Origin of the sequence: Streptosporangium sp. NPDC000239, from assembly GCF_040300765.1 — a bacterium.
Classification (GTDB): domain Bacteria; phylum Actinomycetota; class Actinomycetes; order Streptosporangiales; family Streptosporangiaceae; genus Streptosporangium.
This window is the reverse complement of the sequence record NZ_JBEPEI010000009.1, coordinates 205,376-223,847: the sequence shown is the minus strand read 5'-3', so window position 1 is coordinate 223,847 and position 18,472 is coordinate 205,376. Positions and strand designations below refer to the sequence as shown.

The 18,472-nt window shown below is 70.3% G+C and carries 14 protein-coding genes; 8 read left to right on the top strand and 6 right to left on the bottom strand.

All coding sequences use genetic code 11. The features are described from left to right. Nucleotides 1-20: 20 nt before the first annotated feature. Together ABT340_RS23315 and ABT340_RS23310 are read right to left on the bottom strand one after the other, a co-directional pair. Complete coding sequence (locus ABT340_RS23315; RefSeq protein WP_352012909.1) at nucleotides 21-1,130, bottom strand: ABC transporter substrate-binding protein; 1,110 nt, start codon at nucleotides 1,128-1,130, stop codon at nucleotides 21-23. A 50-nt stretch (nucleotides 1,131-1,180) separates the two neighbouring features. Beyond that, entirely contained in the window at nucleotides 1,181-2,332 is a 1,152-nt protein-coding gene (locus ABT340_RS23310) for an ABC transporter ATP-binding protein (RefSeq protein WP_352012908.1), read from the bottom strand. Nucleotides 2,333-2,612: 280 nt separating this feature from the next. Here ABT340_RS23310 and ABT340_RS23305 point away from each other — a divergent pair, with 280 nt between their 5' ends. The 3 genes from ABT340_RS23305 to ABT340_RS23295 all read left to right on the top strand — a co-directional run bounded on the left by ABT340_RS23305 (nucleotide 2,613) and on the right by ABT340_RS23295 (nucleotide 5,502). Then, nucleotides 2,613-3,377 (top strand): IclR family transcriptional regulator, encoded by a 765-nt coding sequence (locus tag ABT340_RS23305; RefSeq protein WP_352012907.1) that lies wholly within the window; start codon nucleotides 2,613-2,615, stop codon nucleotides 3,375-3,377. A 130-nt stretch (nucleotides 3,378-3,507) separates the two neighbouring features. After that, entirely contained in the window at nucleotides 3,508-4,089 is a 582-nt protein-coding gene (locus tag ABT340_RS23300) for a signal protein (protein ID WP_352012906.1), read from the top strand. 183 nt (nucleotides 4,090-4,272) lie between these two features. Then, entirely contained in the window at nucleotides 4,273-5,502 is a 1,230-nt protein-coding gene (locus ABT340_RS23295; RefSeq protein ID WP_352012905.1) for a cytochrome P450 family protein, read from the top strand. Nucleotides 5,503-5,590: 88 nt separating this feature from the next. On the opposite strand, the gene ABT340_RS23290 is transcribed toward ABT340_RS23295, so the two are convergent. The 3 genes from ABT340_RS23290 to ABT340_RS23280 all read right to left on the bottom strand — a co-directional run bounded on the left by ABT340_RS23290 (nucleotide 5,591) and on the right by ABT340_RS23280 (nucleotide 9,479). Then, on the bottom strand, nucleotides 5,591-6,832 hold the full coding sequence (locus ABT340_RS23290; RefSeq protein ID WP_352012904.1) for a vWA domain-containing protein: 1,242 nt from the start codon (nucleotides 6,830-6,832) through the stop codon (nucleotides 5,591-5,593). Next, a complete protein-coding gene (locus ABT340_RS23285; RefSeq protein ID WP_352012903.1) occupies nucleotides 6,829-8,067 on the bottom strand; it encodes an AAA family ATPase in 1,239 nt (412 codons plus the stop codon). The genes ABT340_RS23290 and ABT340_RS23285 overlap by 4 nt, the downstream gene beginning before the upstream one ends. Nucleotides 8,068-8,129: 62 nt before the next feature. After that, nucleotides 8,130-9,479 carry a hypothetical protein gene (locus ABT340_RS23280; protein ID WP_352012902.1) on the bottom strand — a complete coding sequence of 450 codons (1,350 nt, stop codon included), beginning with the start codon at nucleotides 9,477-9,479 and terminating at the stop codon, nucleotides 8,130-8,132. 329 nt (nucleotides 9,480-9,808) lie between these two features. On the opposite strand from ABT340_RS23280, the gene ABT340_RS23275 reads away from it, so the two are divergent. The 5 genes from ABT340_RS23275 (at nucleotide 9,809) to ABT340_RS23255 (ending at nucleotide 16,533) form a co-directional block, all read left to right on the top strand. Beyond that, nucleotides 9,809-10,717 carry a prolipoprotein diacylglyceryl transferase family protein gene (locus tag ABT340_RS23275; RefSeq protein ID WP_502992525.1) on the top strand — a complete coding sequence of 303 codons (909 nt, stop codon included), beginning with the start codon at nucleotides 9,809-9,811 and terminating at the stop codon, nucleotides 10,715-10,717. A 546-nt stretch (nucleotides 10,718-11,263) separates the two neighbouring features. Further along, complete coding sequence (locus ABT340_RS23270; protein WP_352012900.1) at nucleotides 11,264-12,025, top strand: ABC transporter ATP-binding protein; 762 nt, start codon at nucleotides 11,264-11,266, stop codon at nucleotides 12,023-12,025. Then, nucleotides 12,022-14,871 (top strand): ABC transporter permease, encoded by a 2,850-nt coding sequence (locus tag ABT340_RS23265; RefSeq protein ID WP_352012899.1) that lies wholly within the window; start codon nucleotides 12,022-12,024, stop codon nucleotides 14,869-14,871. The genes ABT340_RS23270 and ABT340_RS23265 overlap by 4 nt, the downstream gene beginning before the upstream one ends. A gap of 145 nt (nucleotides 14,872-15,016) precedes the next feature. Beyond that, a complete protein-coding gene (locus ABT340_RS23260) occupies nucleotides 15,017-15,745 on the top strand; it encodes a dienelactone hydrolase family protein (RefSeq protein WP_352012898.1) in 729 nt (242 codons plus the stop codon). A 350-nt stretch (nucleotides 15,746-16,095) separates the two neighbouring features. Continuing rightward, nucleotides 16,096-16,533: a nuclear transport factor 2 family protein gene (locus ABT340_RS23255; protein WP_352012897.1), complete on the top strand. Its 438-nt coding sequence runs from the start codon at nucleotides 16,096-16,098 to the stop codon at nucleotides 16,531-16,533. A gap of 149 nt (nucleotides 16,534-16,682) precedes the next feature. Here ABT340_RS23255 and ABT340_RS23250 read toward each other — a convergent pair whose 3' ends face one another. After that, nucleotides 16,683-18,299: an RICIN domain-containing protein gene (locus ABT340_RS23250; RefSeq protein WP_352012896.1), complete on the bottom strand. Its 1,617-nt coding sequence runs from the start codon at nucleotides 18,297-18,299 to the stop codon at nucleotides 16,683-16,685. Between the last annotated feature and the right edge of the window lie 173 nt (nucleotides 18,300-18,472).

The following is an 18,472-nucleotide window of genomic DNA, read 5'->3' as shown; positions in this document are numbered from 1 at the left end:
GATCGCGGACGGGCCGTGGGCTACTTGGAGACCCACGCCTGCCAGCGCTCGATGGCGACTTCCTCATTGGACTTGGTCGACCCGGGGGCGGTGGAGGTCCACCAGTCGTAGTCCTGGGTCACGGCGGAGGCGACGTTCTTCGGTGACGTCGGCAGCAGGGCGGCGCGGTCCTCGGGGAGCAGGTCGAAGGCCGCCGAGTTCGCCGGCGAGTAGGTGATCGCGTTCGCGAAGTCCGCCTGGGCCTGCGGCTCCATCATGAAGGCCAGGAGCTTCTGGGCGTTCTTGGCGTTCTTGGCGCCCTTGAGGATCGCCCAGTTGTCGTACTGCAGGATCGACTGGTTCCACGTGCTCGCGACCGGTACGCCCTTCTCCTTGGCGCCCGCGACCCGGCCGTTCCACGCGCTGGCGACCGTGACCTGGCCGCCGGTGAGCAGCTGGATGGGCTCGGCGCCGGTCTCCCAGTACTTGACGAGGTTCGGCTTGAGCTTGTCCAGGCTCGCGAACACCCGGTCGTAGTCGATGGGGTAGAGGTCCTTCGGCGCGACGCCGTCGGCCAGTGCCGCGATCTCGAACGTCGCGCCGCCCGCGCCCCAGGCGCCCGGCGCGAGGGTCCGCTTCCCGGGGAACTTCGCGACGTCCCAGAAGTCCGCCCACGAGGTCAGCGCCTGGTCGCCGAGCTTGGCGGTGCTCCAGGCCGGGACGACGGAGATGTAGTAGGCGGGCACCGCGTCGTCGGCGGCCTTCACCGGGGAGATCTTCTCGCGATCCCCGGCCTTCCACAGCGTGTAGTCGACCGGTTCGAGGGCGGCGCCGTCGCGGAACCGCTGGAGTACGGCGCCGTTGATGTTCACCAGGTCGAAGGCGGGGGCACCGGCCTTGACGCCCGTGAGCACCACGGCGGCGTCGAACTCGCCGGGGCTGAGCACGACGTCGATCCCCGTCTTCTTCTCGAACGGGTCGAAGAAGGCCTTCTTCATCGCCTTGCCCAGGTCACCACCGGGGTCGGGGACGACGACCGTACCGGCGGAGGGGGCACCGCCGGTGTCGTCGCCGCTTCCACAGGCGGTGGTCGTGAGCAGGGCTCCGGCCGTCACCGCCGCCCCCAGCACGGTCTTCCGGGAGAACTTCATCAGCCGAACCTTTCTGTCTTGCACATCTCTGACGCGTCCTGGCCCGCGGCTTACCGCCGGCCGTCCGCGTGGTAGCCGCGTGCGGCGTAGGGGTCCCAGTGGACGGCGACCCGGTCGCCGACGGTCCATCTGGTCTCGGTGAGGTTCCTGAACGACAGGCGCGCGTTGAGGTTCCCGATCGCGGTCTCGACGACGTGCAGCGCCGTCGCGCCCTCGTACAGCACCTCGCTCACCACACCCGGTACGGCCTGCGCGCCCGTGCCGTCGGCGCCGTCGGGGGGCAGCAGCGAGACCTGTTCCGGGCGGACCCCGACCTCGACGCCCCGGTCGGGCCTGAGCGAGGCCGCGTTGGCCACCTCACGGCGGTGTTCCGACGAGTCGCCGTCGAGGACGACCCGGACCTGGCCGTCGGCGTCGAGGACGGAACGGCCCGTGAAGAAGTTGGTCTCCCCGACGAAGTCGGCCACGAAGGCGCTCGCGGGTCTCTCGTACAGGTCGGTCGGCGTGCCGAGTTGTTCGACGGCGCCGTCGTTCATCACCGCGACGCGGTCGGCCATGGTGAGGGCCTCGCCCTGGTCGTGGGTCACGTAGATGACGGTCGCGCCGAGGTTGCGCTGGAGGCGTTTGATCTCGACGCGCATGTGCTCGCGCAGCCGCTTGTCGAGCGCGCCGAGCGGCTCGTCCATGAGGAGCAGCGCGGGCCGGAACACGATCGCGCGGGCGAGCGCGACCCGTTGCTGCTGACCGCCGGAGAGCTGGTCGGGGAAGCGGGTCGCGTAGTCCTCAAGTTTGACCAGCTCAAGGGCGTGCTGGATGTGGCCGCGCTGTTCCCGGAGCGGCATCCGCCGCATCCGCAGCGGGAAGCCCACGTTCTGGGCGACGGTCATGTGCTTGAACAGGGCGTAGTGCTGGAACACGACGCCGATCTCGCGTCTGTGCGGCGCCAGCCGCGCGACGTCCCGGCCGTTGATGCGGATCGCACCGCTCGTCGGCTCCTCGAAGCCGGTGAGCATGTTGAGCAGCGTCGTCTTTCCCGCACCGGAGGGACCCAGGATCGCCAGGAACTCACCGCGTCGGATGTTCAGCGAGACACCGCGCACCGCCTCGACGGTCCCGTACTTCTTCGACAGGCCGTCCAGCTCAACCTCACCGCCCGTCGCGACCTGGTCGACGACCTGGACGCCCTCCGACACCTCGGACATCCTCAACTCCTCGGTAAAGTTGCAATCAATGCAACGCGTATGGCTGACGAACTTAGGCAGCCCCGCAAGGCGTGTCAAGGGGTCAACCAGGGGTGAAACAGCACAGATCCGGCACCTTGGACCGGTCCAGCTGCGAAATCGGGCGCTTCCTTGGCCCAACTTGAGCGTGCTATGTTGTCGGCAGCGCAACACACCTCAGTGCGCGGCGCACCCCTGCCCACACTGAGAAGATTCCGAGAAGACGGTCAGTCCAGGATCTTGGTAAGGAGAGAATTTCTCTATGCCAGACAATCCATCACGGGACAACAGCGACCTCGGGAGCATGTCGCACATCAGGCGCGGTCTCATGGTTCTTGAGCAACTGGCCACCAAGTCTGCGACGGCGGCCGAGGTAGGGCGGTTGGTCAACGTGAACCGCAGCAGTGCGCTGCGCATACTTGGCGATCTCGTGGACGCCGGCTACGTCGCCCGCGACGACGCCACCAAGGAGTTCACCATCCGCCCGGAGCGGTTCTACGGGCTGATCGTCAACCATCCCGCGCACGAACAGCTGATAGAGAAGGTCGGCCCGCTGCTCAAGCGGCTGACCGGCGGGACCGGCGAGGCCTCCCTCTTCGCCGCCCCGGCCAGCGGAAACATGGTCTACGTGCAGTACCAGCCCTCGTCCGAGGTGCTCACCCTGCGCGAACGGCTCGGCACCGTACGGCCCATCCACTGTTCGGCGGTCGGCAGGGCCTACCTGTCGACGTTCGACGACGTCGCCCTCGACGAGGTCCTCGGCACCCTGAGCTACTCGGGCGGCACGGACCGCGCCGCCAAGGGCCCGCTCGACCTGCGCCAACGGGTCGAGGAGTCCCGGCTCCTCGGCTACGCCCTCGACATCGACGAGACCCTCGTCGGCGCGTCCTGCGTCGCGGCCCCCCTGAACAACAACGGCAGGTGCATCGGTTCGATCGCCCTGTCCGGACCGACCTCCCGCATGCCCAAGGACCGCCTCGTCGAGCTCGGCTCCTTCCTCGTCGGCGAGATCGCGAACACGTTCTGACCTTCGGCGAGCGCCCACATCGGGGACGGCCCTCGCCGAACGTCACCCAGCGGGCACCGCGCCCTCCCCGGAGAAACCAACGTCACGGACGACACCGCCGACCCGAGATCCGGAGTCCTATGATTCCGGGATGCCCCTCAGATCCGTTCCGTTCCTTCTGCTGATCCTTGGGCTCGTCGCCGGTTGCGGGCTTCGCGGAGCCGGGGCGGAGACGTCGATCCAGGGACGCTGGTGGACCTGGGCGTCCTCGGAGCCCGAGAACACGAATCCGGTCACGGACCCGAGCGGAAGGTTCTGCCACCGGAACCAGCCGCAGGACGTGTGGTTCCTCGCTGGCACCTTCGGCGGTACGGCCCGGCGGACATGCGAGGTTCCCGAGGGACGGCCGATCGTGTTCCCCCTGGTGAACCGGACCGCCACCAGGGCCGAGTGCCGGAGGTTCATGGCCGCCGCCAAGGGTGAGGCCGTCCTCGACGGCGCGCCGGTCGCGTCCGAACGGCTGACCGAGGGCCGCGTCGCCATAACCGGCGTCGCGGGCAACCCGCTGACCGGCCGGAAGGGGAGGATGCTCTCCCCCGCGTGCGGCATCTGGGTACGGCTGCGACCGTTGAAGCCCGGCCGCCACACCCTGACCATCCGCGGCTCCTCCGAGGACTTCCGCACGGGCGTCGACTACACGCTCATCGTCGATCCCCCCGGCCCCCAGGCCTGAGGACCTGTTCCGGGGGCCCTCGCCACGGTGAAGATCGTCCTGGAGGGGAACGGTGGCCTTTCCCTCCGGTCGGGGGATGTACTGAGCGGTCCTCTGTCACAGATGGCCGGGCTGCCCTGTCAACTGTGCGCGGAGAATCGATCTTCAGTGTGCTTCGCCGTCGCGACCGTTAGGAGAAGGCACGTGTCCCACCCCCTCCCGTTCGTCATCGACCCCGCCGGCGCCGACCGGTACACCGAGTACCGGGCCCTGCGGGACCGAGGCCCGGCCACCCCGGTCGACGTCCTCGGCCTGCGCGTCTGGGCGGTCACCGACCCCGCCCTGCTCAGGACCCTGCTCACCAGCCCCGACGTCTCCAAGGACGGCCGCCTTCACTACCCGGCCTTCCAGCGGACGATGGAGACCTGGCCGCTCGCCCTGTGGATCGGGGTTCAGAACATGTTCACCGCCTACGGCGCCGACCACCGCAGGTTACGCCGCATGATCGCCCCCGCCTTCAGCGCGCGCCGCATCGCCGAGCTGAGGCCGACCGTCCAGGCCATGGTCACCGGGCTGGTCGACGACCTCGCCGCGGTTCCCCCGGGACAGGTGGTCGACCTGCGCGAGCGGCTGGCCTACCCGTTGCCCATCGCCGTGATCGGTCACCTGATGGGCGTCCCCGAGGAACGGCGCAACGACTTCCGGCAGCTCGTCGACAACATCTTCGACAGCACCCTCACCCCCGAGCAGGCCCAGGCCAACACCGCGCTGCTCTTCGAGACCATCGAACGGCTGATCACCGACAAACGCGACAACCCCGGCGACGACATGACCTCCCTCCTCATCGCGGCGCGCGACGAGGAGTCGGACGGCACCGGCCTCACCGACGCCGAACTGCGCGACACCATGATCCTGATGATCAGCGCCGGGTACGAGACGACCGTCAACGTCATCGACCAGGCCGTCTTCGCGATGCTGACCTCCCCCGACCAGCTCCACCTCGTCCACGAGGGCCGGGCCACCTGGGAGGACGTCGTCGAGGAGACCCTCCGCGCCGAACCCGCCATCAAATACCTGCCGCTGCGCTTCGCCGTGACCGACATCGAACTGCCCGGCGGGCAGGTCATCGCCGCGGGAGACCCCATCCTCGCCGCGTACGGCGCCGCCAACCGCCACCCCGACTGGCACGGGCAGGACGCCGACACCTTCGACGTCACCCGGGCGGCGAAGGACCACCTGACGTTCGGCTACGGCGTGCACTTCTGCCTCGGCGCCCCTCTTGCCCGCCTTGAGGTCGCCGAAGCCCTGCGGCAGCTCTTCGCGCGTTTCCCCGCCATGTCGCTCGCGGCGCCCGCCGACACGTTGCGGCCGGTCCCCAGCCTCATCAGCAACGGCCACCAGGAACTCCCCGTGCGCCTGCGCGCCGCCGAGTAGCCCGCCGTACGATCCCGGAGGACCTCTGGGCCGGCTACCCGTGCGGGTAGCCGGTCGCCCCGCGCAGGCCCGGTCGGCGACGACCGGGTCAGCCGATGGTCACCACCCGTGCCCACTCGGGTGGCCGATCCGGCACGTAGAAGGAGTCGTCCTCCTCCCACGAGCGAAGCCGCCCCCTCCTGGAGAACAGCCCGATCACCGTCCGGCACGGTGGCCGTACCTCCGGCCAGCGGGTCTGCCCGTCGGTCAGGACCACGACGACGTCCGGCGCGGGCCTCGTCCGCAGCGCTCCGGCGAAGCCCGTACGCAGATCCGTCCCGCCACCGCCGACCAGCGGGATCCCCTCCGCGCGGCACAGCCCGTGCACCGCCTGGACCGCCGCGTCGCACGACAGCACGCCGACCAGGTCACGCCTGCCGCCCACGGCCCGGACGATCGCGGCGATCTCCACGAGCGCGCCGCCCAGTTCGGCGTCGCTGACCGACCCCGAGGTGTCGACGACCACGGACACCCTGGGCGGTCTGCGCCGCAGGCTCGGCAGCACGACGCCGGGCAGGCTCGTCGAGCGCCGCGACGGCCTGCCGTACACGTAGTCCTCACCCGCGCCGGGGCCGGAGAGCGCGGAGCGGACCGCGGCGCCGAGCAGTTCGCGCCACGGCTGCGGCGGGTGGAACGCCTCCTCGGCCCACCTGCGCCATCCCTGCGGGGCGTCGCCGGGACGGCCGACGATGCCCTCCGCCACCCGGAAACGCACCGCGTCCCGCTCCTGCGGGCTGAGCCCGTACGCGCCGTCCGGCCCGAGCTCCCAATCCCGTTCCAGCCCGTCGGCCCCGCTGCCGCAGTCCAGCCAGACCAGCCCCTGCGTGTACGGCCCCAGCGTGAACCGGCGCAGGTAGTCCTCCATCAGCTTGCCCTCGGGCAGCCCGAGGGCCTTCGGATCGACGGCGTCCTCGGGCCTGACCAGCCCGTCCCCGTACACGTCGTCGTTGATCTCGCAGTCCGCGGCGATGTTCATCCGCAGCCGCTCCCCCGGCCCGGTCAGGCCCCGTTCCACGGCGACCCGGTCGCTGCGTCCGTGGTGGTCGCGCAGCAGGTGGGAGACTTCGTGCACCCACACGCCCGCCAGCTCCTCCACGGAGGTCGCGGCGACGAACGGCGGCGAGACGTAGCAGCGCCAGTACCTGTCGACGGCCATCGTCGGCACCCGCCGTGACTCGACCGGGTGCAGCGCGAACAGCGCCGTCGCCAGGTAGGGCCGGGCCCGGACGGCGAGCAGCCGGGCCGCGAAGAGCTTCTCCAGGTCCAGCGTCCCCGTCGCGACGGACGTCATCGGCCCCGCCCCGCGACGGCGGTGATCCGTGCCGCCGCCCTGTCGGCCTGCCCGCCCAGCGACACCACCCCGGCGAGCCTCTCGATCGACGCCGGGACCTCCCAGTCGGCCTGACGCAACGCGGCGAGCGTGGACGCGGGCACGACCACCAGGTCAGGGGCCCCGGTCTCCAGCGCCCTGGCCAGCAGTGCCCACGCCGCCTCCCACCTGGCCCGTTCAGGCCGCCTCCTGACCGCCTCGACCACCCCGTCGAGTACGGCCTGGCGCAGGTCACCCCGTTCCGGCAGGACGGCCGCCGCCGGGTCGGCCAGCAGCGTCTCCGGGTCGGGCAGGTCCATCCTGTCCGTCCAGGCCAGCAGCTCCAGCCCGGGACCGTCCCCGACCGTGCCCCTGACCAGCGTGGACAGCACCTCCCTTGAGGTGTTCGCCGCGGTGGCGAAGGCCGTGAGCCGCAGCGCCATCTCCCAGCTGCGGGGCGAGGGCCACGGCCCGCCCCTGCGGGTCTCCTCGCTCGGCAGCCGGTGCACGAGGGTGGGACGGGCGGCGAGGAGCCCGCACACCGCGCGCCTGGCGAACGTCACGGCCTGCGGCAACAGCTCCGGGTCGAGCCGGGGCAGCGTCGCCCTCGGCCAGGTCCCGCCGAGACCGCGCACCACCACGTCGTGGTCATGAGCCCACCGCAGGTGGACGAACCGGTTGGCCAGGGGCGCGCTCAGCTCCCAGCCGTCGGCCGCCGAGGAACGCGGGTTGGCCGCCGCCACGATCCGCACCCCGGGCGGAAGCCGCAGGGCGCCGACCCGGCGTTCGAGCACGAGACGGAGCAGGGCGGCCTGCACCGCGGGCGGTGCCGTGGACAGCTCGTCCAGGAAGAGCAGCCCCCTGCCCGCCGCGGCCAGCCGTACGGCCCAGTCCGGCGGGGCCATCGGGACGCCCTGGGTCGCGGGGTCGTCGCCGACCACCGGCAGGCCGGAGAAGTCGGACGGTTCGTGCACGCTGGCGATGACCGTGGTCAGCGGCAGGTCGAGGGCGTCGGCGAGCTGCTGGAGGGCCGCGGTCTTGCCGATCCCCGGCTCCCCCCACAGCAGCACCGGCAGGTCGGCCGCCACGGCCAGGGTCAGCGCCTCAAGTTGCGGGTCGGCACGCGGCTCCGTGGTCGTGTCGCCGAGCATGGCGATCAGGTCGGCGGCGACCTCCAGATCGCCGGCGTGAGCGGTACGGGACGAGAATTCGAGCATCGGATCACCTCTGGGTCTGAGAAGGGTTCAGCGGGATGTCCGCTGACGTTCGGTGGGGACGTTCAGCGGGACGTCGTGCGGCGCGAACGCGCGTGGTCGGCCTTGTCGCCTGTCTGGGGCACCTGACCAGGCCAGATGACCGATTCCTTGCCTGGCCCGGTCAGTCCGGTCCGGAACAGCCCGTGCGCGACCCGTCGCCGTGCCGCCGCCTCAAGCTCGTCCCGCAGGGCGCCCTCGGGCAGTGCGGCGCCGGGGCCGAGGAGGTCCTCGACGGCGGCCAGGGCACCGGCGACGTCGCCGTGCTCCAGCCGTGCGCGGATGCCGGGGAGGCCCTCCGGGGCACGGTGCGCCTCCTCGATCACCCGCAGGCAGGGCAGCGGGGTACCGGTCAGCGCGGACAGCAACCTCTCGCGGTGTATCTCGGCGGGGTCGTGGTCGAGCGGCACGAGCACCCCGTCGACGAGCCCGATCCGGTGCCGGGCACCACGGCACTCGACCAGCCGCCACGCCTCCCGGCCACCGGTTCGTGGTGGGCGGGACGGGGAGTGGTCCGGTGCGAGCGCCGACGCGACGAGCGGGTGCAGCCGGTCGGCCTCGATCAGTCCGGCGCGGAGCAGCATCAGGTCGGGCGGCACCCACGTCGCCGCGTCCGGCAGCACGGGCAGCGCCGACCGGCCGCCCCGTGTGGGAGCCGTCGTGATCCGTACCTCAGGGAACGCCGTCAGGTCCAGCACCAGCAGGCGCCGCCTCCCGAGCCGTACGGTGACCGCGTCCCCTTTCTCCTCCTGGAGAAGGGTCCACGCCTCGGCCGCCCACCGGTCCACGGCGCAGCCGGGCTCCAGCGGCACCCCCGGATCCTGAGAGGGAGGGTCGCCGGCCCCGGCGCGGACCCGCAGCTCACCGGCCCTGCGGGCGTCCCACAGGTGGCGGTGCAGGTCGAGGCGGAAACGTCGGTTCGGCCGGGGGTGCGGGTGCCGTCCGGCCCCGGACCCGTCCCACAGCGCCAGGCTGATCCGCTGCCCGGCGCCCGCCCAGGCGGGTGGGGTCCGGGCCACGAGGTGCACCGTGGCGCCGCCGCCGTACGACACAGGGAGGTATCGGGCCAGGGAGACGGTCAGGCCCGGCCGCAGCAGACCGTCGGGGACGATCCGCGGCATGTGCCAGCGCAGCAGGTCAGGAGCCAGGTGACGAAGGTCGTCTCGGACTCGGGCCATGAGCTCCCGGCCGTGGGTGCGAGCCGTGGAGCGCAGGTTCAGATCGATGTCGACGTGCGCCGCCGCGCACGCCCCCGCCCAGTCTCCGACGGTACGGCGGGCGGTCGCTGTCTCGATCATGGAGGGCGGCACGGCGAACTCGCGCACGTGCAGCCAGAGGGAGAGCCGGGAATCCTCGGTCACGGTCAAGGGGCGCATCAGCACTCACCTTGCCGGAACGAGACCCCCAATCCACAGGAGTAGGTATTCATCCCGGCCAGCATAGAGCCTTCCCCACCGGATCCGCCATGCACGAAATACCGGCCCCACCGGAAGGGGGACGATTTTCCGGAGGGATTTCCGTTTTCCGCGCGACCACCCGGCCATAAACCGGTCCTGTGGACAGATTGGTCGTTCCTGTACGCCCCGGTGGCGCGCCTGTAGTGTTCTCCACCGTGATACTCGCGAGCATTCCCAGCCCGGCGACAGCGGTCTGGTACGTGAATCTCGGGTTCTTCGAGATTCCGATCCGGGCTTACACGTTGTGCATGGTCGCCGGTGTCGTCGCCGCGAGCCTCATCACGAACAGACGCATGCGCAGCCGTGGCGCGCCCGCGACCGCCGCCCTCGACATCGCCGTGTGGGCGGTGCCCTTCGGCATCGTCGGCGCCCGCCTCTACCACGTCGTCACCACCCCGGAGAAATACTGGGGCGCAGGCGGCGAGGGCGTCATGGGCACCCTCAGGGTGTGGGAGGGCGGCATCGGCATCTGGGGCGCCGTCGCCGGAGGCGCGCTCGGCGCCTGGATCGCCTGCAGGAAAACGCGGTTGAGCTTCACGCTCCTCGCCGACTGCATCGCCGTCGGCCTCCCGATCGGCCAGGTGATCGCCCGGCTGGGCAACTGGTTCAACAACGAGCTCTACGGCGGCAGGACCGACCTGCCGTGGGGCCTTGAGGTGCACAGGATGTCCGGCGGCGGCCCGGGAGAACCGCCGATCGGCAGCGCGGCGGTCGACGCCGAGGGCAGGCCGGTCCTGCTGGAGGGCCTCTACCACCCCGCGTTCCTCTACGAGATGGTGTGGGACCTCGGCGTGGCCGGGTTCGTCTACTGGCTCGACCGTCGACACAGGTTCGGCAAGGGCCGCGCGTTCGCGCTCTACGTGATGGCCTACACCGCGGGCCGGGCCTGGATCGAGACCCTGAGGACGGACGAGGCCCTGATCCTCTTCGGCCAGCGTCTCAACTTCTGGGTCGCGATCGTGGTGTTCCTGTCCGCCCTGGCCTACTTCGTACTGTGCAGGGGGCCGAGGGACCATCTCGTTCCCGCTCCCGGCGGCGAGGGCTTCCTGACCGTCACCGAGGCGGAGTTCCTCGCCCACAGGGCGGCCGAACCCCGGACCGGCATCGGCGATTCCGCCCCCGCGGACGAGCCGGACGGGGCACAGGCCAAGAACTGACGACCCCTTTACTCTTTCAACGACAATTCATGACCGGAACGATTGTGTCGATTTCCTGAACAGACCGAAGAGAACGGTCGCCGTCCAGGAATCTTTCCTCTCATTCCTGCGAATGTGGACAAGCCATCGAACATGCCTCTCACATTCCATTCACCACATCAAGTGACATACATTATTCCACTTGTCGGACGTCAGAGCCGTCCTTATACTCGCCCGTAAGCCAAGCAGCCTGACGCGATCAGTCACGCGTCATCCCCCATCGGCGGACGCTCCACTCACCAACCCGTCGACGGATCGATGAAAAAGGCCTTCACCTCCGGTGCTTGTGCTCTTGTTGTCGCCATGGCCCCCCGGGCCGCCGACAACGCCACGCCGTACATCGGCGGGGTCTGGATTCACAGAAAAGTCACGAGTCAAAGAAAACAGGAATCAATGGCCACCGATAACCGCACGAAATCACCGGCGACGAGGAATGCCGCCTCCCTCGGCAGGGGCTCCGCGCAGGTTCCGAGACGTGATCGGCGAAGGTGGCCCGCGGCGTCCAAGGTGTGGTCGACGATCAGGGGCGGCGCGAACGGCACCGGCCCGCGGCCCGACGAGACCGGCCGGACGCTGATCCGCGCGAACGGCATCGTCAAGACGTATCGGTCCGGCGAGATGTCGGTGCCCGCGCTCAGAGGCGTGAGTCTCGAAATCCAGGCCGGTGAGTTCGTGGCCATCGTCGGCCCTTCGGGCACCGGGAAGTCGACGCTGATGAACTGCCTGTCCGGAATCGACACCGTCGACTCCGGCACGGTGATCGTCGACGGCCTCGACATCCACGCGCTCTCCGACCGGAGGCGTACGGAGCACCGGGCCAGGCGCATGGGGTTCGTGTTCCAGGGCTTCAACCTGATCCCGGTCCTCAACGCGGTGGAGAACGTCGAACTCCCCCTCCTGGCGGCGTCGGTCAGACCGGCCGAGGCACGCGAACGCGCCCACGCCATGCTGGCGAGGGTCGGCCTGACCGACCGGGCGAGACACCGGCCCGGCCAGCTCTCCGGAGGCCAGCGGCAGCGCGTGGCCATCGCCCGCGCCCTGGTCGGCGGCCCCGCCGTGATCTGGGCCGACGAGCCGACCGGGAACCTCGACTCCTCGACCGCCGCGGCCGTCGTCGAACTGTTCGCCGAACTGAACGAGGGCGGGCAGACGATCGTCATCGTCACCCACGACGACACGGTCGCCACGTGCGCCAACCGGACGATCGAGCTGATCGACGGCCGTGTCGCCACGGTCCCGGTCACCTGGGGTGACTGGAGGCAGTCGTGACGTACGCCGCCGTCGCCGTCCTGGCGCTGCTCGTCCCGCCGATCGTCTTCGACCTCGTGTTCCGCCCGGCCATCCGAAGGATCGGGCTGCGTGAGGTCCTGCGGCGTCCGAGAGCGGCGGCCCTGGTCGTCTTCGGCTCGATGCTCGCGACGGCCCTCATCACCGGGTCGTTCGTCGTCGGTGACTCCTTCGGGACCTCCTACCGCGTCCGGGCGGAGACCCACCTGGGGCCGCTGGACCTGCTCGTCACGTCCGAGAACGTCAAGGACGACCTCCGTACCCTGGACGCGTCGCGCCTGGTGGACCACAGCCCGATCGAGTCGGTCATGGCGGTGCGCGAAGGAGAGATCACCGCCACCGACGGCCACGGAAGGACGCGGCCCCGCACGAGGTTCTGGGAGCTGGAGCCCGCCGAGGCACGCGCGTTCGGCGACGACCTCGACGCCTCAGGCCTGACGCGGCTGCCCGCCAGGCTCGGACGCGACGAGGTGGCGATCAACACACGTCTGGCCCGGAGCCTGGACCTCACCCCCGGAGACGACCTCGAACTGACCGCCGGTCCGACCACCGTCAAACTGCGCGTCGCCAGGGTGCTCCGCGAGCGGGGAATCGCCGGATACGCACCGATCATCGTCACGAAGGGCACACTGAGCGACGCGCTGCCCCACCGGCCCGGCGTCGTCCGGGACATGATCGCCGTCTCGAACGTCGGCGGCACGTACGGCGGGGCGGACAGGACCGTCGAGGCGGAACTCTGGATCGTCGCGGCGCTCGGCGACCGGACCCCCGTCGTCTCCGTGAAGTCACCTGCCCTGGACCGGGCGAACCGGATCGGCGACGAGGCGAAGAACCGGTTCGGCATGGCCGGTGGCTTTCCCTTCGCCGCGGCCGTGCTCCTCGTCATCAGCCTCTTCGTCATGTTCGTGACGGAGCGGAGGGCCGAGCTGGGGACCCTGCGCGCCATCGGCCTGCGGAGGGGACACATCCGCAGGATCTTCGCCGTGAAGGGGCTGGTCCTCGGCCTGCCCGCCACCCTCCTGGGACTCGGGGCCGGGGTGGGCGTCGCGGCCCTGGTCGTCCGCGTGAGCCACGGCTCGTTCGGGGTGGACGAGAACCTCCGGCTCCACCTGGACGTCCAGCCCGCCGCCCTGCTGTCGGGGGCGCTCATCGGGCTGGCCGTCTCGCAGCTCACCGTGCTGGCCGCGACCCTGAGGACCACCGGAGCCGACATCATGGCCGCGATGCAGGACGCCGCGCCACACGGTTCCGGCGGGCCAAGGCGCTGGATCGTCCTCGGCCTGTCGCTGTCCTGCGTGGCGGCGGCAGGCTGGCTGCTGACGTCGGACCGTCAGTTCACGGCGTTCGCCGCGCCGATCGTGTTCGTGCTCGGCTTCCTCCCGCTGCTGATCGACAGGATGGGCCGCAAGGTCGCCGTGACCCTCTGCTGCGGGCTGGCCCTCGTCTGGGCGAGCACCGTCTTCGGCATCCTGACCGGCACCTTCGAGGAGGTCGACCTCAAGCTGCTCATCGTGCGGGGCGTCGTCCTGGTGGGGTTGTCGTCGGTCGTCGTCGCGGTGTTCGACGGATGGCTGGTCGCCCCGATCCTGGCGGTCACCCGGAGGTTCGTCGCACCCCGTCTCGGTCTGGCGACCGTGCTGGCGCGACCGGTCAGGACCGCGTTGCTCACCTCCTTGTACGCGCTCGTCGCCTTCGCGCTGACCTTCACCGCGATCCTCAACACGGTCCTCAGGCAGGAGGAGCCGAACGACGTCGCCCGCGCGGGCGGGGGCTACGACGTCGTCCTGTTCAGCAGCCGTCTGTCCCCGATGACGACGAAGCAGCTGAGAGCGCGGAGCGACGTCGCGTCGGCGATCAGGCTGACCGACGGCTACGCCATGATCACCTCAGCCGCCCTGGACAGGTACGAGGCCGCGCAGGGCCACCGGCACGCCTGGGACTCCGGCACGCCCCGGCCGCTGCGCAGGACCGTCACCCTCGTCACGCCCGAACTCGCGGGCAACCGCCCCCCGAGGCTGGCGGAGCGTTCGCAGGAGTTCGGCTCCGACGCCGAGGTCTGGGCCCACGTCGCCGCCGACGCCTCCGCGGTCATCGTTCCGAAGTACGTCGGCCTCGAAGTCGGCGACAGCGTGCGGCTCGTCGACCGGTCGAACCGTCCGGCCGAGCTAAAGGTCGTCGGCCTCAGCGACTGGAACCGGCTCGTCGGGGCCGGGCTGTACGTCTCGGAGAAACAGGCCGGATCGCTCCTGACCGAGGTGCCGCCCCTGCGCCGTCAGTACGTCGCGGCCGCGCCCGGCACGACGGCGGACGCCCTCGCCGATGCGCTGAACACCGACTACGTGACCGCCGGGGCCGACGCCCACTCCTTCGCCGCGGACGTCGCCGCCGAGTCGGCGAAGACGGGGGCGTTCGTTCAGACCCTGCGGGGTTCCATCGGTCTGGGGCTGCTGGTCGGCATGGCCGGGCTGGCCGTCGTGCTGGTCCGCGGCGTCCGCGAACGACGTGGGCAGCTCGCGATGCTGCGAACCATCGGGTTCAGGCCCGGCGCGCTCAGGAACGCCCTCCTCGTCGAGGTGTCGTTCGTCGGCGTCCAGGGCACCGTGCTGGGCGCCGGGCTGGGCGTGCTGAGCGTGTGGCAGGTCCTGGCGCCGCGGACCGCCACGGCGCGCGGCCTCGGCTTCACGGACCTCACGGACCTCACGGTGCCGGTCGCCTTCCTCGTGGTGCTGGCGCTGTCAGCCCTGGCCGCGGCCCTGCTCGCCGTCCGGGCGGGACGCGCCGTCTCCGCCGAAGCGCTCCGGCCGTCCCACTCCGGCCTTCTCATCTGAACCACTGTGATACCTTCGGCGACGCCGTGCATTATTGCGAATTCGAGGAGGTGAGTCCGATCAACGCTGTGACAGGCCGGGGCTCCCTCCTTCGCATGGCCTAGGGAGCGCCCGCACAAGGCATCCCGAAAGGTCCGAAACGCTGATGCGCTTCACCTCCCAGACGTCGTCGGACGGCGTCACCGAGCAGTTCTTCACCCTCGACGAGATCCCCGGCGTGCTGTGGACGCCGGATGACGCCCCCGGCACGCGGCCGCTGATCCTGCTGGGCCACGGCGGCGGGCAGCACAAAACGGCTCCCGCCATCGTGTCCCAGGCGCGTCGCTACGCCGCCGAGGGCTTCGCGGTCGTCGCGATCGACGCGCCCAACCACGGCGACCGCCCCAAGGACGAGGAGTTCGGCCGCGTCGTGGCCGAGATGCGGGCCGGTATGGCCTCCGGCGAGAACCCGGGCGTCGCGGTCGCCGGCATGCACGGCCACCTGACCGGTCGGTCCGTCGCGGACTGGCGGGCGGTCCTCACCGAGGTCCAGCGTCTCGACCGGGTCGGCGCCGGCCCGGTGGGCTACTGCGGCATGTCGATGGGCTGCGGGCTCGGCATCCCCCTCGTCGCCGCGGAGCCCAGGATCCGCGCCGCGGTGCTGGGCCTGCTCGGCGTGTACGGCCTGGCCGAAGAGGCCGCGCGGGTCACCGTACCGGTGCGGTTCCTGATGCAGTGGGACGACCGGCTGGTGCCGCGTGACCAGGGCCTGGCCCTGTTCGACGCCCTGGCCTCCCCCCAGAAGACACTGCACGTCAACCCCGGCGCACACGGGGACGTGCCGTCGTTCGAGATGGACAGCGCCCTGAGGTTCCTCGCCCGGCACCTGACCTGACCTGCCAGGACGCGCCGGCCGGACCCTCGCTTCCGGCCGGCGCGCACCGGTACGCCGAACCACGTGCGCGTCCGGTACGGCCAAGCCGGGACACCCGGCACGTCCCTGCTCCGACAGAGCGGGGACACCCGTTCGGGCGGGGAGGGGTGTCCGTTCGGGTTAGTCAGGGCGCCCGTTCCAGTGGGCGGGGCACCCGTTCGGGCGAGACGGGGCGGCCGTTCCGATGGGCCGGGGCGTCCGTTTCGGGGCGTCCCTCGGCGACATGATCCCCACCCTGTGGATAGTTGTGCGTCCTTCCTCGCCCCGTATCGTCCTCACCAGTGATCACAGCCGTGTGGGAAAGGGAGGGTATGACCGACGACGTGGTGCGACGCGTTTTCCAGGCGGTGGACTCCTTCGACCCCGAGGAGTTCGTGCGACTGCTGACCGAGGACGCCAGGTTCGTGTTCGGCAACGCCGAACCGCTGGTGGGCCGTACGGCCATCGTCGCCGGGCTGCGGGCGTTCTTCTCCACCATCGGCGGCCTGCGGCACCGGATCGTCAGAAGCTGGCAGGTCGACGCCGACGTCATCGCCGAGACCGAGGTGACCTACCAACGCCTCGACGGCAGGGAGACCGGCGTCGTCGCCGTGTCGATCTGGCGCACCCACGACAACGGCCTCATCTCCGACTACCGAATATTCGTCGACCTCACCCCTCTTTACGCGCCTTGGAACCCGCCTCCAAAGCGTCACGACCACGCCAACAGCTCGGTGGTCTTGCCTGCCCGGGATCTGCCGAGGGCGTGATCCGCCTCCCCTTTCGGCCTCCGGCGGCATGCCGGTGGGCGCGCCGGGTGGCTCCGCCGGACCCTGCTGGTGCGCCCTCGCCTTCTCCGTCCCCCCTTTTCAGCGGGTCGACGATCGAGCGCGGGCAGGCGCACCAGCCGGTCATCGGGTCAGGAGACGCAGCGGCGCAGGGCCACCCGGCCACCGTCCTTGGTCACATCGCTGGAATGCGGGGCCAGACAGAGCTTCGTCCACTGGTTGGAGAAGGTGTAGCGCCCGCCCGGCATCGGGTTGACCGACCAGTACTGGTTGGCCGAGTCCCAGCGGGTCTCGCAGCCCCACCACATGAGCTGCGTGTTCTCCCCGGGCGGGGTGCCGTTGTTGTACGGCGCGGTCAGGCAGTAGCCGTTGGCGTTCTTGATGTTGAACCATCCGCCGTTGCGCGGGGCGGCAGTCCACTTCTGCGACGACTTGCCGTTGCACGAGCGCTGCACGACCATGCCGCCGCCGGAAATCGTCGAACCGCGGTCGAGACACTTGCCGCTCAGCACGTTCTTGTAGGCGGTCGTGTTCACCGACCACAGGTCGTACGCCCCGGTGGGCTTCGGCTTGGGCAGGCTGCCGCAGTCGTACTGCTGCAGCGGCGCGTCGTTGCTCAGCAGGTTGTTGTGGTCGAGCGCCATGCACTTACCGCTCTTGCGGTTGTAGAGATAGAACGCAGGCTGCGCGTCGTAGTGCGGCGGGATCTTCACCGTCACCCGCATCACCGCCCAGTTCTGCTGCGGCGCCGACGGCGTGCAGTTCTGCTGGTCGAGGCTGAGCCAGTCGGCCATCTCATCGCCGGTGACGTCCGCGCACTTGCCGGAGGCGTCGTTCTTCTGCAGGAACGACCCGTCGGCCTGCTTGACCCGGGTCCAGCGCAACGCCGAGGACGTCCCGGTCGGGCAGTCGCGCTGCACGATCCTCGCCCCCGCCGTCTTGCTGTCGTCCTTGACCACCATGCACTTGCCGCTGTGCGCGTTGAACAGCCGGTACTGGCTCGGCAGCCACAGACGGAAGTCCCCATAGGACGACTCAAACGAGGTCGACTCGGTGTAGCCGCTGTCCCCGCCCCCGCCGCTGCCGCAGTACTTGGAGATCTCCCAGTCGCTCATCGGCCGCGAGTTCAGCGCCCAGTCGTAGGAGCGGCTCTTGTCGGGCACGTACACGGTGAGGTTCTTGCCGTACTGCATGCCGTTGCCGTCGTCGTAGTCAGCGGCGATGTCCACGACGGCCTTGATGAGCGGCCGACGTACGGTGATCCACGCGACACCCCAGCCGGGCACGTTCGCGGTGTTGGTGTAGGTGTCGCTGGTGCTCCAGCTCCATGACCAGCCGAGCTTCGGCCCGACGGACGCCTCCCAGTCGCCGAACTTCTTCTTCCCGCCGATGTCGAGCCCGAAGGAGAAGGAGGTCGACGAGCTCTTCATTCCCGCGACCCCGACGCTGCCGCCCGCGGCCCCGCAGGAGCGGGCGACCGGGCGAGGCTTGTTGGAGTCGCCGATCGCGTCGGGGATCTCCGCCTCACCGAGCACCTGCTGGGAACTCTTGTAGGTGAGCCTGCACTCGGGCACCTCGTACACGAGGTCGCCCGCCTGCCGGTAGGTGACGTTGAGGCAGTCGCGAGCGATCTGCTCGGGGGATCTGGCCGCGGCGGCGGGTGAAGGTGAGATGACCATCGTGCCGAAGACGGCGGTGGCCGCCGCGAGCATGACGGCACCGGCGCGAAGCCGGGGGAGGACGTGCATGACGCTCCTGATCAGAGTATTCAACGTGCTCGCGCAGGCTAGAAGTCCAGGGAGGCGCCGGACTGAACGGCTCAGGAACACGACTTGAAATGATCATTCAGGGGCTGGGTGTCGGCTGTCGGCGCGTGCCGCGGTGGTGAAGGCTGGCGGAGCTCGGATCTCGGCTTCGGATA

Excerpts from the sequence above, each read along its gene's own strand:
- ABT340_RS23275 (WP_502992525.1), top strand. The coding sequence starts at position 9,809 with ATGGTCGCCGGTGTCGTCGCCGCGAGCCTCATCACGAACAGACGCATG.
- ABT340_RS23290 (WP_352012904.1), bottom strand. The coding sequence starts at position 6,832 with ATGACGTCCGTCGCGACGGGGACGCTGGACCTGGAGAAGCTCTTCGCG.
- ABT340_RS23255 (WP_352012897.1), top strand. The coding sequence starts at position 16,096 with ATGACCGACGACGTGGTGCGACGCGTTTTCCAGGCGGTGGACTCCTTC.
- ABT340_RS23280 (WP_352012902.1), bottom strand. The coding sequence starts at position 9,479 with ATGCGCCCCTTGACCGTGACCGAGGATTCCCGGCTCTCCCTCTGGCTG.
- ABT340_RS23305 (WP_352012907.1), top strand. The coding sequence starts at position 2,613 with ATGCCAGACAATCCATCACGGGACAACAGCGACCTCGGGAGCATGTCG.
- ABT340_RS23285 (WP_352012903.1), bottom strand. The coding sequence starts at position 8,067 with ATGCTCGAATTCTCGTCCCGTACCGCTCACGCCGGCGATCTGGAGGTC.
- ABT340_RS23250 (WP_352012896.1), bottom strand. The coding sequence starts at position 18,299 with ATGCACGTCCTCCCCCGGCTTCGCGCCGGTGCCGTCATGCTCGCGGCG.
- ABT340_RS23315 (WP_352012909.1), bottom strand. The coding sequence starts at position 1,130 with ATGAAGTTCTCCCGGAAGACCGTGCTGGGGGCGGCGGTGACGGCCGGA.
- ABT340_RS23310 (WP_352012908.1), bottom strand. The coding sequence starts at position 2,332 with ATGTCCGAGGTGTCGGAGGGCGTCCAGGTCGTCGACCAGGTCGCGACG.
- ABT340_RS23260 (WP_352012898.1), top strand. The coding sequence starts at position 15,017 with ATGCGCTTCACCTCCCAGACGTCGTCGGACGGCGTCACCGAGCAGTTC.
- ABT340_RS23300 (WP_352012906.1), top strand. The coding sequence starts at position 3,508 with ATGCCCCTCAGATCCGTTCCGTTCCTTCTGCTGATCCTTGGGCTCGTC.